Origin of the sequence: Prevotella sp. E15-22 (assembly GCF_023204875.1) — a bacterium.
Classification (GTDB): Bacteria; Bacteroidota; Bacteroidia; order Bacteroidales; family Bacteroidaceae; genus Prevotella.
In genome coordinates this window covers 3,075,162-3,091,155 of record NZ_CP096247.1, presented here as the reverse complement: position 1 = coordinate 3,091,155, position 15,994 = coordinate 3,075,162, and the positions used below count along the sequence as shown (strand labels likewise).

Here is a 15,994-nt window from a genome sequence, read left to right as displayed (position 1 = left end):
CTTACTTCTTTATTACCTTTTTACCTTTATATATATAAACACCCTTCTCGGTGGGCTCGCCATCAAGTTTTTTGCCATCGAGGGTGTACCAGTTGTCTAACTTGAATTCAACGACCATCTCTGTGTCGGTTGCCGATGTTATTTCACCATCGTCGAAGTTTAGTTCAAAGTCGCGTGCCTTGTCAGAACCCGATGACACATAGAAATGGCAGCGGAAGGTATGTAGCGTGCGGGGATTCTTGGAATACCCCAACGTATTATTATTACCCAACATGACAATATCATTAATGTTGTTGGGAGTGGGATTATAGTCTTCGTCATTGCGACCGTCGCTGACGACGAACGGATCGAACTGTCCGACGAAGGTCACCGTCCCATCATTGCTTGTTACAGCTTCTGGTTCAACGACACTAATATAGCCATTATTGAACGTGGGAGACGTGTTCGGTTGATATAGATGGTTGACGACCTTAATAAGGTAGGGTTTGCCCGCTTGAATACTTTTAGTCTGTTTGAAGGCCAAACGGAGTACACCATTATCAAGGGTCGTCTCGTCCGGATCCATTTCCATGACGATGGCGTCGTTGAACAGATGAGCAGTGTTATTCTTCATTGCAGATTCAGAGATGGAGAACGGTAGGCAAACCGTGTTCCATGTCTTGTCACTAACAATGAATCTGCGACCAGTAAGGGTGAACGATCGCGAGCCTTTTTCATCTTTATAGTACTTTCGTAGGATGAAGGTATTCTTGTGGTCATCCGATAGAGGTATGCCATTAGCCTTCACTGCACCATCATTATCGGTGATATCGGCAAAACCACCACTCAAGCCTATGCCTCCGTTGCCTATTCCGTCCCATGTACTGTTAGCATTCTTTATGACCTTAGCTCCATAATAGTAGTTGTTGTTGAGGTGAGAAAAATCTTCCGTACATCCGCTGATAGCACCAACGTAACTACTTGCTGCAATAGTTGATTCGATAACCGTGTTATGACTGATAGCTGATAGACTTTCATATCCCACAATTCCGCCGAAATACTTACAGTTGGAGTTGGCATTGTCTTTGACTTGTGCAAAATTGATACAGCCTTCTATCTTACTATCGAATAGATATCCCGCAATTCCGCCCAAACATTGGCTTCCATTGTATCCTGCCCAAACGAAGACACTGTCTGTTGTATAACAATTTTTTATAAGAGTAGTCACGCCACGGCCAACAAAGCTGCCAATATTACTGTAACCGAAGAAACGGGCATCATTCAGGATAACATTCCGTATTTCTCCGCTTATGACATTTCCGAAAAGTCCTAGATAACTATCATCGTTAGTATTACCTCTTCTGGCAACGCGGATGCCGCTGATGGTGTGGCCGTTACCCTCAAAGATGCCTGCGAAAGGTCTTGTATTATTTCCTATGGGTGTGTAGTTTTTGCCCTCAGCATCGAGGTCTTCAGGGTCGTATCTAATGTCGTTTTTCAATATAAAGTATGTACCGGCGAAGTAGTTGGGCTCGAAACCATCGAGGCCGATTGTTTTCTTGGCGAGCAGATCCAGCTGACTGGGGTATTCAATCACAAATGGGTTAATCCGTCGGCCGTCGCCATCCCATGGTATGGCGGTGAGATCGGCCGTGATGGTTACATCGCTGGCAGGCGTCTCAAAGGTGTTGCCGTTGGTCAGGGCGATGTCGTTGTCGTTGGCATCCTTCACTGTATAGGCGGTCATGTTAAAACCGTCTACGTGGCTCAGTTTGACAGGGGTGCCGGGCAGATAATAATTTGTTTCCCGATAGTTGAGAATGGGTTGTGCCGCAGCGCGAATATTTCTTTGTCGTGTCATGGTGTAGACACAAAGGGCACCGTTGTTAGTGGGCTTATCACCTTGATAGGTTCCAATGTTGGTGGTCTTTCCGTTGACGGTGCAATGATAGTAGTAGTTATTTGCGAGGGTGACGTTGCTAGAATACATACCGAGGATAGCACCGCATTGAGTACCCGATGTGTTGTTTATCTCAGAGTTGAGCACTAGGCAGTTTTCAATGGTGTTTTTGCTACTGGTGTCACCCACAATACCGCCCACTTGGTTACAGCCTGTAATGATTGCATCGTTCAGAACGACGTTCTTAATTGTTGCATCCATAATCACACCGAAAATGCCCTGTTTGCCATTTTGAGTATTGTTGTCGCCCATCTTTTTCAGACGGATACCACTGATGGTATATCCTTGACCATCGAAGGTGCCTTGAAAATTGTGATAGAAGTTTCCAATAGGGGTGTAGTTCTCACCATTCTCATCAAGGTTGTTGGGATCGTATTTGATGTCATGTTCCAACTTGAAGAATTTGTTCTTATAGGTATTTCCCTGACTCACCAGATTTGCCAACAGATTGATGCCTGTGGCTGTTCTGATGATGTAGGCTCTATCTTCTGTCGTTCCATCGTGATCAGCATCGGCATGCCACCATCGCCAGAAATCTGGGGCCATGGAGACATAAATCCTTATGTTTTCAGCTGGCATGGAAAACGAACTGTTGATGCTGGCACCCTTGTTGGTGCTGTAAGCGCAAGAATAGCCCTCGGGAACACCGGAACAACTCAGCATGACAGTAGTGTTGCTGGCGTAGTAAGTGACGTTGTCAAGGACAAGGGTCTCGCCGCTGGCGCTTATTCTGTCATCATCCATCGTAATGGTGTGCAAGCTGTGTATACCTTTGATATCGCCATCGCCTGTACCTATGTTGGTGCTGCTATTGGTGGCGTTGCCTATTTTTCTCGTGCAATTGATGTAGTAGTCCTTGTTAAGGGTGTTATTAGAACTGTTATTGTGTCCAACGTAGACGCCTGCTAAAGCATCTGAGGCTTTTGCTTTAACGGAACTATTCTTAACAAGACAGTTCTCAATAGTACTACTGTTATACCCTACAATGGCGCTAACATAATTATTGCCAATAATGTCTGCCCCGTCAATGGTGAGATTCTTGACAGATGCATATTCGCTAGTGACATAGCCGAAGAGCCCAACATAGTTACTGCTTGGTCTGTTGATGGTGAGATTTCTGATGGCCTTGCCGTTACCATTAAACCTTCCCTGGAATGAATGATCGTTATCGCCTATTCCATTGAAAGTAACACCTTGCATATCGATATCGTTTTTCAATTTGAAACAAAAAGAGACATATTTATTACCACCTGCCACGTCCTCAGAAAGTTTGATGAGTTGTGAGGGGTACTCGATCATGTAAGCGTGATTCATGTCTTGTCCGTTACCTGTCCAATTGATGACGTTCCATTTGGCATAGAGGGTCACGGTGCCGTTGTTGGTAGCGCTGAGATTATTGAGCTTATAGCCGTCGGCATAGCTCGTTCCAGTGCCATCGGATTTGGTGTTCCAACCAGCGAAGGTGTAGCCCGGGCGAGTGAAGGTATTCTTTGTAAGCGCCTGGGATTCATCGTAGGTAAAAGTCTGGTCGTCCATTGAACCGGTAGCATTGATGCCGTTGGTAGCATTGGCATCGAAGTGCACGGTGTAGTGGTTTGCCGTCCAGTGGGCGGTAAAACTCTTCTTACCATACGAATGCTTGGAAATCTGTACGGTTGTCTCAGGCGTGTCGCCGTTGCTGCCCGTCCATCCTGCGAAGGTGTAACCGGTCCTGGTGGGGGCATTCAGTGTGAATGTTTCTGTGTCGTATGTGTATTTACTTGGGTTGCCTGGGTTTTGGCCACCGTTTAAGCTATAGCCGATAGAATAGGCGTAGCTGGCATCGCGTTCACAATTACTGTTGTAGGTGATGCTGCTGGGCGCGTTGCCTGCCAAATCGGTGATGGTGCCGCTCCAGCCTGTGATGGTGAGATAGCCAAGAGCGTTGTCGCCGATTATTCCGCTGAACGTCAGCACGTTGGAACCGCTGCCGGCCACATAACTGAGTGTGCCCCAACCGTTTGCGGTATTGAGTGTCGGTGTGCCTGTCACCTTGACAATCTCGTTGAAAGCCAAAGATACGTACATTGTATTGCCGGCAGCGTGCTTGCCAGGAGCCACGAAGCCAGCTAATACGCTGGGCGCAGTGGCGTCCACGGCCTGGATGTGGGCCTTGACGTTCTTAGCCCACCACTCATCGTGATCAGTACCACCGCCAGAGGCGTTGCAGCGAACAGCAAGATAATCAAAATCCAGAGGTAGGATAAGACGACCGTCAGAAGCCCGACGATTTGTATTGAATTTCTGTTTACTCAAGATATATTGTGTACCGTGGCCCCAGGGATTACTATGTCCTTCGTTGTCGCTTACAGAAGTTACAGGAAAACTATAACTTTTATACTCTGTGTCCTTACCGTTAGTTTTGTGCTCAAAGCCGGCCATGTAAAGCGAATTATTGATATTGCCAGGATCCCCATTACTACAACCAGAGCGATTGTCGAATAAAGTTTTTGAGGTTAGAATAGACATGTACTGATAGCCGTCATTTTGTTCCCTGACATCCATAGTTAGTGTCATACGCAGCTCGGCACCAATATGTTGAAAGTAGGTTCTTGGAGCGACATAGTCAAAATAGCTAGAACTTGCTACTGACTTGACATTGTTATTTTCATAACCAGCGTCTGTGTTCTTATACTCGTCAGATTGAATGGTTATATCCCTAATTCTGAATATATTGTCGCTAATGTTGGTGCCAGTTTTGAAACTGCGAGTTTTTTCGGCAAGTAGGAAACCACCTATGTCAGTCACCTCCAATTTATAGCTACGTTCGGTGCCTGTCTGATACAGGTAGGCATCGTTATTGGCTGTCTGCTCCGTGACGGTAATGGTCCTGCTCTTAGTTTCGCCTGCGGTAAAGGTGAACTCGCCTCTCAGATTCATTACTGGTACTGTCAGATCGGCGTCTTCTCCATTTATTTTACTCACATAGTAGTGTTGCATGGCATAAGCACTTAGGTTCACCAGGCGATAGCGCACTGTTTCGGCCACTGCCGTGTTGGTGCGGGTAATGGTAAACGTGGTAACGTTGCCGCTGGTGTTGGTTTGTATGTCCCAGCCATTGTCGGCCCATGTGTTCTGACCCATAACAAGTGCTATTATTGTCAGAATCAGGGTGAGGACCCGGTTGAGATGAGAGGTGATGAATGGTTTCATTTACAAATCTGATTTTTTATTAGTTTTGGTACTTGTTGCTTGAAATATCGGAAGAACAGGCGATAACCCGTACATAGATAGTTGAGCCGCTCTGGTCCATAGATGGTTATACGCTCGTTAAGACGATCCTTGGGACAGCCACCGAAGCAAAGGTCGGCCACATCGCAATGGAGACAGGTCGTGGGCAGACTGTCCAGTTTGTATTCTCCAAAGTGACGGTTTGTTTGCATCAGGTCATATAGAGGTGTATTGAGAATATTTCCCACTCGGTATTCGGGGAAGACAAAACGGTCGCAGCGATAGAGGTCGCCGTTCTTCTCGATAACGCCGCAATGCCCGCAAACAGCCTCGTGCACACAGAGTCCTGCCGGACGTCGGGTCAGATTGCCAAAAGCTGCTTCGATGGTCTGTACAAACTTGTGGCCTATGTCCTTGCAGCCCCATTCGTCAAGGATGGAACAAAGAAATTTACCATAAGTCTCGGGCTCTACCGAGTAGTCGGCTATACTATGTTTGGGGTCCACTTGACTGTAGACCCCAGGGGGAAGGGCTACATTGCCTGCATTTTCTAGTGGAAGACATTCTACCACTGGCAAAAATTGCATAAAATCACTGAACTGACGTAGGAAGTTATATACCTCCTTGGCGTGCAGGGAATTTGCTGCATTGACAGTGGTCAGGGTGTTAAACTCTACGCGATGCTTCACCAGCAACTCTATGCCATGCATCGTGCGGCTGAAGGTTCCTTCTCCGTGCACATCTTTTCTATAATGATTATGGAGATGCTCCGGTCCATCGATACTAATACCGATGCGAAAGCTATTGGCACGAAAAAACTCGCACCAGTCGTCTGTGAGCAACGTGCCGTTGGTTTGAAGTGTGTTCAGGATTCGACGCCCTTCGCTATACTTATGCTGGAGAGTCATGGCTTTGTCGAAGAAGGGAATACCACAGAGTGTTGGTTCTCCGCCATGCCATGCGAACTCAATTTCTGCTTGTTGGCCGTGGATGGCTATAACTTGTTGGATGTATTTTTCCAGAACCTCGTCTGACATGAGTAAAGAGGAAGTGGTTGCTCCACTTCCTTTTCCCAAATAGTAACAGTATCTGCACCTCAGATTACAGGTGGCACCGATGGGTTTTACTTCTATGGCATAGTGACGTAGTTCGTCGTGTTCCATGATCAGTTTCTTGAATATAATCTGATACCACCGCGATAACCGCCACCCATCTTCACCTCGTGGCCGTCGTCGGCACCTATCTCGTGTTGGATAAGTGCATTGAGTCTTTGGTTCATATGATTGACGAGTGTGGTGTTGCTGCCTTTAGGCCATGCCAGATTATTGGTCTCATCGCTACCATACTCGTAGAGTTCCACGTCGTTGTATTTATATAAAGTGTCGATGTCAGTCGGACTGTTAAACTGCAACGGCGAGAAATAACGGGCAAACTTATATTCAGGGGTAATGATGCCGCGTACGAAGCCGCGTTTGTGCAAGTCAGCACGATAGGCAGGTTGGATGTCGGGGTCGATAACGAAGGCGCTGTCTATCATTGAAAGCATCTCGAAACAGAACAGAGCTCCTTCTGCGTTGCGGATATCAGCGTTGGGATCCTTCACTGCAGGCACCAGAGAGTGACCATGCAGTGCTCCGGCAATCTTCTGGAACTGTTTCTTGTCACCATTGGTAGCCCAATCGATAAGGGTGGGAGCCAGGTCGAGATGTGAGGTAAGGTTCCTACAGTGACGTCCGCCTTGAATCTCGGGGTGATAGATGACCAAGGGCACGTGGATGTTGTTCTCGTAGATATTGCCGCCCTTACCTTTCATGGCGTGCTCGCCTTGCATTTCACCGTGGTCACTGGTATAGACGATGATAGTGTTCTTCATCAGGCCAGCCTTCTCAAGGTAATTGATGAGTGTAAGCATGTGGTTATCCTCGTCCTTGATGGTGTTGAAGTAATAGTTGCGGAACCGCAGCCAGCTTTCCGCACTTTTAGGCGTTGGTCCCACCATGCGCTCCCAGTTGTAGTAATACTCGGTGTGGGCCTGTGGACGCCCGGGCTTGTTGAGTGGCTCGTTCCAAGTGCTGGGCAGTTCCACATTGTAGGTTTGCTGGTAAAGAGGATCGTCGGGTTCAGGCACTCCAGAACCGGCAATACCCCCAATGCTATCCTCGTTGAAATACATGATGTCGTGTGGGTTTAGGAAGTTGACAGCCAGGAAAAAGCTCTGTCCACTGTCATTCAGCTCTTTTCCTTTCTCCTTCAACCATGCAATGGCGTGCTCGGCAATGGTTCCATCTTCGTGGTAACCCTCTTGTACAGAACCGTACATGTCGCCCTCGGTCCAGTCGCTGAAACCATAGTCCTCTAAAGATACTGTATCTTTGGAAACATGCCATTTTCCTTTGAAAGCTGTGTAATAACCTGCATCGCGTAACATATCGCCTACGGTAGGAAGGTTGCGAGGCATGTCATTAACAAACGCATAGTTGGTGTTGTCCAGCATGCAGGTCTCGGTGATATGACGACCGGTGTAAATCACAGAACGGCTACTGGTTGATACGTTGGCACAGGCGTAGTGCTTCTCAAAGGTAGTACCTATCTGGCGAAGACGTTCACGCGCTGTATAGTTGCTGCCGGCAGGGTATTCTTCCATGTAGGCTTCCTGATCACAGGTGATAAAAATGATGTTGTACTTGCCATCGGCGTTTGTCGTTGGCTGATTCTCATTCTTTGTACTGTCCTGCGAGTCTGTACAGGCCATCAGCATGGCGGCACCAGTGGTCAGCAGCGCTGCCGTGCGGAAGGTAGGGTTTTGTTTCATAATTCGGTTATTTGTTGTTTTGTATTATTATATAGTAGGTATTTAATTCATGTGCAAAAATAGGAATTAAAAGGATATTATGGTGTGTAATTTTCGACAATGGTGTGTAAAATACGACAAAAAGGTGTGTAAATTGTAACAATTTTCACTACTTTTTGATAATAATTTCGAAAAAAATTGTACTTTTGTAACCTGAAATGGAATACATGCAATTTACAGCCGTTGTGCTGATGACCCTACTAACCCTGAAACTGTTGCTACTTCCTGGTAAGGTTTCGGTGAACCCAGCTGCAAACAAATCACGCTGGATGATGATGGCGGGCACCATCGCTTTGGTATTCCAGTTCCTATTGCAATTAATTTTTGGTTTGCGTGCTATGGGCGTGACGCAAGCTGCCATGCTCAATCTCGCCTTGTTCATTCCTTGTTCGTGGATGTTCTCGCTGTCGGTTATCTACTTGCAGCGCAAGGGCTCTGTTACCTGGCTCGATAAGTATTTGGGAGCATTGTGCTGGGGCGTGTCGCTCACGCTGTTAGGTGTAGCAGCCGCTATCGATGGCGAGCCACTGCTGAGTGATACGACAGAATTACGCTGGGCCGAGATGTTGTCGTCGGCGATTTATATTTTTATGCAGGGCTATTACACCAACAGACATATCCTGAGAATGCGTGCCATCCAGAATGCGATGGAGGATTATTACGATAATGACATGGCTTGTGTGGTACACTGGATGCAACTTGGCGTGATCATTCCGCCTGTGATGGCGCTCATGGTACCACTTCTTATTTATTGTCCATTACAAATCGTGTTGGCCATATGTGGCATTGTCTTCTTTGTGGCCATCTTCTTTTTGATAGATAGTTTTAGTAGTTTCGTTATGAGCTCTGCTCCCAAAAAGATTCAGGAGGCCGAGAGCAATAGTGATGAGGAGGAAACGACAGCAAGTACGTCCCTTAGTACAGAGGCCTTGCAACGCGTGGAGCGAGCTATTGAATCATGGCTCGAGAAGAGGGGTTATCTGCAGTGTGGCTTGACGATGCCCACGGCCGCCGATGCTATTGGCGTGCCGCGCTACCTGTTGTCATCTTGGTTGCGTCAACAGGATCTGAGGTACTCCGAATGGATGACGAACCTGCGCATAGACGAGGCCAAGCGTATCATTATGGCTCACCGCGATTGGAGTAACGAAAGTGTTGCTCAGCACTGCGGATTCAGTGATCGCAGTTATTTCCAAAAGAAATTCAAGGAAAAGACAGGCATTTCGCCTGCCGATTATCAGACTTTGGAAGAAGTATAGTTCTTACCTCTCCTTCTCTGTTGTCTTCAACACCGTTGAAGATATCTTAAAATTATTTTATTCTCACCCATCGTATCTCCTTTGTCTCACCATAGAGCCCACGCACTGTGAAGCGATATTCGCGGCCGATGATGAATGGCCAGGAAATAAACTGAGAGAAGTCTCTTACGATGGAATCATTGATTTTTGTGATGATGTCGCCTTGTCGGAACCCCAACCGATAAGGCTCACCTTGCTCCCATACAAGTCCGACGCAGGGCCGACCTAACTCCGACACAAAGGCGATGTCCAGTTGGCGGTTGTTCACACTGTCGGCCTGCTGTCCGTTGTATGGCAACAGGGTCATACGTTTTTTCTTGGGATTGATAATCATGGCGCCGTAGGTTAATAATTGGGCACCAAGGTGCGACTCGCCTTGGGAGGTTAACGTGTGGAGGTTATGGAGGGTGTAGCGGCCCACGTGCAGGTTGCTCAGACATAGAAAAACAACTTCATTCAATGGCTCTACACCAAAATGACCAATGGCGTGACGCCCCATGCTACGTCCTTCCACCTGCGAGTCGATGAGCGAGCCAGTCATGTCGGCGCAGCGGTTAAAGCTCGTACGGTTCATCACGTAAAGGTGGCGACTTCCAGTGTCGAAAAGCGTCATCTCATGGTAGCGGCCAAAGGGGTTGACATCCAGATAAGGCACGTGGTAGCGCAACTTATAGGGCATGTCGATACCCTTCTCCTCTTTAAAGTGCTTCTTGCGGTCGGTGAGGACAAGGAGACGACGATAGACGTCTATCTTTGCCAGTAGTCCGCTGTTAATGAGGTTGAACCCCAGAATGCCGTCAACGCCTGGCATTCTTATAGGACGTTGTTGTATCGTGGCTTGACAGCGGCTGATGGTGAGGCGTCCTAAAGTCATAGGTGGCAGAATCACCATGGGCACCGTGTCCATGGCACCAGTGGCATCGTGCGAGCGGATATAGCCTGCCGCCTGACAGCCGTCGATGGGCGTGTCGGCATAGACCACCGACTGGGCTGCGCCTGTGTCCAACAGAAAACGATAGTTCCTGCCGTTTATCTGAACGGGCACGTATACCTGATTGCGTTCCCATTCAATCCCGATGGAATCGGCAAAATTCCGTTCCGACAGGACGAGCTTCTTAGAGTAAAGAGCCTGCTGCGCATCGGCATCGATGCACAGCAGGCTCAGTAGTATGATCAACCATTTGTTCATGGTTCGTTTAGTATTTCTTTCTCCTATTTCTTGATCTCATCGATCAATCGGTCAGCGTGGCCCCACTTGTCCATCATAAAGAGGACATAGCGGATGTCGACACCAATGCAGCGTGCCAGTTGCGAGTCGAAGAAGAGGTCGCTCGACAGTGAGTCCCAGTTGCCGTCGAAGGCCAGACCGATAAGGCGGTTCTTGCCGTCGAACATTGGGCTACCACTGTTTCCACCAGTGATGTCGTTGGTGGTGAGGAAGCAGAGCGGCATGTCGCCAGCGCTCTCCAGTAGGTCAATCATCTCGGGCTCCACCTTATAATCCTCGAAGGATTCGCCCATTTTCATCTTCTTCACGATGCTGGGAGCCTTGGTCTGATAACCAGACGATACACCACCCAGTTTGTACTCCTTCACCTGACCGTAGCTCAAGCGCATGGTGAAGTTCGCATCGCTGTAGTGAGGCAGGTCTTCCTCCATGCGCAACTTAGCAGCGCAGAGGTAACGCTCCTGCAGGTCGATGCTGTCAACCACCTCCTTAAACTCGCTACGCAGGTTCATGTACAACTCAGTAAGGTCGAGGCCAAACATGATGGCGGGGTCCTTCATGAACGACTTCTTGTTGGGATAGAGACGTGCACCCTTCTTCAGGACCTTCGACTTGCTGTATAGGTAGTCGGCATACTTCTGGCAATCGCCGCCAAATGACTTGTCAATGGTCTGGTAGAATTCGGGCAGGTACTTGGCATCGGTCACCTTTTCGCGATAGTTCTTCAGCAGCGTGCCCAGCGTCTCGCGGTCGGTATCATAGTCCCAGGTCTCGCTGTTATCATCGAACGTGATATACTGGCGCTTGCCTTTACCTTTGGGCGAGATGCCGTTGTGGGCTTTCAAAGCACGCTTCGACAGTTCGTCGGTACGACTGAACGTCTCGGCAAAGTACATATACGCCTTGCTGGTCGCCAGACGCTTGGCATAGAGGCGCTTCATCTGGTCGAAGTTCAGTTGGGTCATCAGCAAACCTGTGCTGTCCATCCATTCCTTAATCTTTGCCTCGAAGAGCTCCTTCTGCTGAATCAGACCGATGGAATCGATACATTTGTTCATGCCGAGCGAGTTCTTCCAGTAGTTTGACGACTGTGCATATTTCGAGTCGTACTTGATGCGTACGGCCTCCGAGGCATCCATATGGCGCTTCATCACCTCCTGTTTGATGCCACGGATCTGAGCACGGATAGCGTTCTCCTCGTAGCGCTCCTTGATGCCGAAGCTTGACAGATAACGGTTAGTGCTGCCAGGATAACCCATGGTCATTGAGAAGGTGCCATCCTGATAGCCCTCGTCCGACACGCGAGCCCAGTGCTTGGGGTGATAAGGCACGTTGTCCTTCGAGTAGGCAGCAGGACCGTTGGTCTTTGGGTCGGCATAGATACGGAACACCGAGAAGTCGCAGGTCTGGCGTGGCCACATCCAGTTGTCAGTCTCACCACCGAACTTACCCATCGACTTAGGAATGGCGAACACCAGACGCAGGTCGGTGAAGTCGCGATAGGTGGTGGCGAAATAGCGGTTGCCCTCGTAGAAAGGCTTAATCTCCAGACGCAGGGTAGAGTCCTGTGCCTTCACGTCCTTCGACATGGCATTCTCGATGGAATCGAGAAATTCCGAGCGACGGTCGTTGCTCATCTTGTCAAAGCCCTGAGCCATGAGTTGGTCGGTGATGTCCTTCTGTTCCACCATGAAGCTCACAAACATGTCCTTGTTGGGCAGCTCGTCGGCATAGGTCTTGGCATAGAAACCATTCAGCATGTAGTCGTGCTCCACAGTAGAATGCGAACGGATGGCCTCGAAGCCACAGTGGTGGTTGGTGAATACCAGTCCGTCAGGACTCACAACCACGCCCGAGCAGTAGCCCGAGAAGTTAACCACGGCCTTCATGATGGCATCGTCAGCCTGATACAGCTTTTCGTAGGGCAACTGATAACCATAGCCCTTCATCTGCTCATATACAGCGTTGGGCAGGTTGTAAAGGGTCCACATGCCCTCATCAGCATGAGATGTGAGAAGTGAGAATTGAAATGTGACGAGTAATAGAAATAATTTTTTCATTATATTTTATTATTTAATCAAAATTTTCTTTCCATTTCTGATGTAGATGCCAGGCTTCAGGTTGCCCTGCACAGCCTGACCCTTCAGGTCGTAGGTCTGCTCAGCATCTGACTGCTGTGCCATCATGTCGCTGATGCCATTGGCTCCGATGGTTTGTCCCACGATGGTGGCATAGCTGCTCATGATATTGGCCTTGGCAATGGTGGGGATGTTCATCACATAGACACTATTGCCACCGTCGGGATAGCGGCCTACGGTCTGATCACCATTGTGGGCGGCATAGGTGAGTCTGCTGGTCCACGACTGGTCATCGGCGCTAAGAAGCACGTCACCTCCCTCGGCAGCCAGTTTGAAAGAGGCATGCAACAGTGACTGAGGCTCCAGCTTATCGCACCAGATAATCAGATAGTCGTGTGGTTGGATGATGGTTTCCACGCCGTCGGTCTTCACAATCTGATATTTCGTTGGCTTATCGGCATTGTCGCTCAAATACATGCCCTCTACATCAATGGCCTGGTCAGTGTTGTTATACAGCTCAACCCAGTCGTTGCGTTTGAAGAGCTCGTTGACGAAGACGCTGTTGGCAGCACTCACCTCGTTGACACAGACAGGTGTAAATCCCTGTGCTTTACGTTCATTGTCGCTGAGTGGTACAAAGGTGGCGGTCAACTGGACAGTAGCATCTGAGGGTAGGGTGATGGTGCTCTCGTTGGCATACTGTTCGCTGCCTTTTTTCCAGCCAGCAAAGCGATAGCCGGCAGGTGCCTTGGCTGTCAACTCGACGGGCGCAAAAAGATAGCCGTTGAAATCGGCGTAAGGCACCTCTATATCGTTGACAAGGAGGGTGGCCCCCTCAGTGTCAGTGCTCAGAATGACGTTCTGAGCAGTCGTATTCTTCAGATTCAGGTACGAGAAGTTCTTCATGCTGGTAGCCATCTTCTTGGCACGTCCCTTCAGCTTGGTCTTGATGGTGCTGGCAGTCCTGCTGGGTTCATGACCGTCGGTGATACCCTGTTGCTGCATCAGTTGGCACATGGCCTTGACATTGGCCAGCAGCTCATCGACAATCTTTCCGGCACGGGTGGGCTCGAAGACGCTGCCGCCCACCAAACAAAAAGTGTCGGTGAACTTGCGGCGGTAGTCCTCACGCCCCAGGAGGTTGAGGAAGAGACGCACAATCTCGCGGTTCTTGTTGTCCTCGTTATACACCTTGTCGGCGTCCTTGAAACGGACGAAATACTTGAATGGGTCGTCGTTGTCTTTGTTGAAGTTGCGCAGGGCGAAAGCATAGTCGAGGTCGAAGCTGACGAAGCGGTAACGGCCGTCGTTGCGACTGCGATAAGCCTTGATATTGTTGTTGGGCCAGTCATCATTGTCGAGGAACATCGTGACAGCCATATAATTGGTGAACTCATCGATGTCGAGCAGGGTCTTCAACTCTTCGTAGGCGGCATCATTGGTGGCGTTGCTGCCCAGTTCGAAGATGCGGTTGATGACAGAGTCATTGCCATTCTTCATCTGCATGTTCTCAAAAGCATCGAGTTCTTCGTCAACATAGCCCCAGTTAGCATAGGCAAAGTTGGCGTTGTTGGGCTCACGCAGGTTCAGTACACCACGCAGCTGACCGTTGACATATTCGATGACAGGCACATACGACTGCACGTCGAGGTCTATGCCCGAGCGCTGGATGATAGTCTCCAAGGCAGGATCCATGAAACGAGCGTTGTGGGTGTACATGTCATTGCCGCCATTGCGCACCAGAAGCGTTTTGTTGCGAATATAGGGCTTCTGTGGGAAGAAACTATAGTCGAAGCGGTTTTGACCGTCGAAGATCTTGTTACTCTTCAACTTGAACGAACGCTTTGACTGGGCACGTGTCCAACCACCCGAGACACTGATGTTGACATCCTGATTGAAGAGCATCTTTCCGTCAGGACTCAGATAGCTGAAGTTCACAGGGCGGTCCCAGTCCATGTTGTAGTTCTTGGGGGTGTCCTGACCGTTTCCTGTCTTTCCGTTAGTACCATCACCGTCGCAGTCAAGTCCAATCTTGGGGTCGGTGAAGTACTTCTGATTGCCAACAATGCTGATAATTGGTAGCGTGTAGTTGTTGCTGGTACGGATATAGCTGCGAGTAACGGGAACACTGGGCAGATAACCGTCGCGGAACAAACGGAAGGTGAGGTTGGTGGTCTGCGAGATGGTGAACTCGCCAGTGGTGCTCTCCTGACTGCTGACGTTGTCGTCCATGACTTCCCAATAGATCTCGTCGAAATAGAAGTTATTGTCCGTGTCCTTCTTCTTGTTCAGATTGAAGGCAATGGTCTGAAGCGAGTAGGTGATGGTAGTGTTCCACCAGTCCCATTCCTCCTTCTCGCCGGCCTGTTCTTTGGTAAGGGTGCCTTCATAGACGAAGTCCTTCCAGTCTGTGGTCACCTGAAACTCGCCCCCCAGAATGTTATTGACGAGGGTCTGACCAGGTTTCTTCTGGGCGATATTGGTGATGGTGGTGGGATGATCGGCACGCACCTTCATGTGGAAACGGAACTTCTCGCCCGTCTTCCAGGTGTGGTCTGGGGTATAGACGAAGAACTGGGTGGTACGGTCGCTGCTGGCATTGGCCACAGAGTGTACCTTGATACCACGTGATCCGTCGATACCCACACCGTCGGTGATGCGGTTCACATTGCCCGTGGTGTTGCCGTCGTGACAAAGAAAGCACGAGGCATCGCTGCCTTCGCAGCTGCTGTTCTTTACGCGGTTTGTCCAAGGATCCATTCCGTCCAGAGAAACGGGCAGACTGCCATCGGTGGTATACATCAGTTTGGTGCCTTCGGGGATGGTGACCTTGATATTGAGCGAGCCGTTGAAGAGCTGACTGCCTTGGTCAACCACTGGGGCATCGAGGCGCTCTGAGGCATATTGGGCCTTGGCGTTCGATTCTCCAGGGGTAGGGGTGGCAGTCCATCCCCATTCCTCGCCACCGTCGGTGGTGCGGGCATAGGCCGTGCGACTCTTTGCCTGTGGATATTGCATGCTGGTGATAAGCTGGCCGTTCTGGTCACTCAGGAAGATGGAACCTCCGTCGCAGTTCAGTTTAAAAGGTGCCTGGTTGCTCTTGATGTCGTTGGAGCCGAGCCAAACGACGAGATGGCCTTTGGCAGGGAGGGTGCCTATGTTATTGGGCATTTGCCAACGTGTCAGGTTGTTCTCGTTGTTACTGAGATACATACCTGCAAGGTTGATGGTTTGTTCTGTCGGGTTATACAACTCAATCCAACTGTCGAAGTTGACAGCGGGGCTCATCACTGAGCCAGCGTTTGATGCCATGAGTTCGTTGATGACAATGGCAAAGGTCAATGCGCTATTCCACATGGTTTGATAATGGTTCTTTTAGTTATTGTTATA

At 49.2% G+C, this 15,994-nt stretch carries 7 protein-coding genes; 1 reads left to right on the top strand and 6 read right to left on the bottom strand.

Annotated features, from left to right (window positions below; translation table 11 throughout):
• Position 1: 1 nt before the first annotated feature.
• From M1D30_RS12695 to M1D30_RS12685, 3 genes are read right to left on the bottom strand one after another with little or no spacing between them, the layout of a single operon-like run.
• A complete protein-coding gene (locus tag M1D30_RS12695) occupies positions 2 to 5,131 on the bottom strand; it encodes an InlB B-repeat-containing protein (protein ID WP_248504556.1) in 5,130 nt (1,709 codons plus the stop codon).
• Positions 5,128 to 6,312, bottom strand: a complete 1,185-nt coding sequence (locus tag M1D30_RS12690; protein WP_248504554.1) for an anaerobic sulfatase maturase — start codon at positions 6,310 to 6,312, stop codon at positions 5,128 to 5,130. Before M1D30_RS12690 ends, M1D30_RS12695 begins: the two co-directional genes overlap by 4 nt.
• A 2-nt stretch (positions 6,313 to 6,314) precedes the next feature.
• A complete protein-coding gene (locus tag M1D30_RS12685) occupies positions 6,315 to 7,961 on the bottom strand; it encodes a sulfatase-like hydrolase/transferase (protein WP_248504552.1) in 1,647 nt (548 codons plus the stop codon).
• Positions 7,962 to 8,158: 197 nt separating this feature from the next.
• Between M1D30_RS12685 and M1D30_RS12680 the strand changes: the two genes are divergently transcribed.
• Positions 8,159 to 9,259: a helix-turn-helix transcriptional regulator gene (locus M1D30_RS12680; RefSeq protein WP_248504550.1), complete on the top strand. Its 1,101-nt coding sequence runs from the start codon at positions 8,159 to 8,161 to the stop codon at positions 9,257 to 9,259.
• Positions 9,260 to 9,311: 52 nt separating this feature from the next.
• Here M1D30_RS12680 and M1D30_RS12675 read toward each other — a convergent pair whose 3' ends face one another.
• From M1D30_RS12675 to M1D30_RS12665, 3 genes are read right to left on the bottom strand one after another with little or no spacing between them, the layout of a single operon-like run.
• On the bottom strand, positions 9,312 to 10,487 hold the full coding sequence (locus M1D30_RS12675) for a retropepsin-like aspartic protease (RefSeq protein WP_248504548.1): 1,176 nt from the start codon (positions 10,485 to 10,487) through the stop codon (positions 9,312 to 9,314).
• A gap of 23 nt (positions 10,488 to 10,510) precedes the next feature.
• On the bottom strand, positions 10,511 to 12,586 hold the full coding sequence (locus M1D30_RS12670; protein WP_248504547.1) for a S46 family peptidase: 2,076 nt from the start codon (positions 12,584 to 12,586) through the stop codon (positions 10,511 to 10,513).
• A gap of 9 nt (positions 12,587 to 12,595) precedes the next feature.
• Entirely contained in the window at positions 12,596 to 15,961 is a 3,366-nt protein-coding gene (locus tag M1D30_RS12665) for a lamin tail domain-containing protein (RefSeq protein ID WP_248504545.1), read from the bottom strand.
• Positions 15,962 to 15,994: the final 33 nt, after the last annotated feature.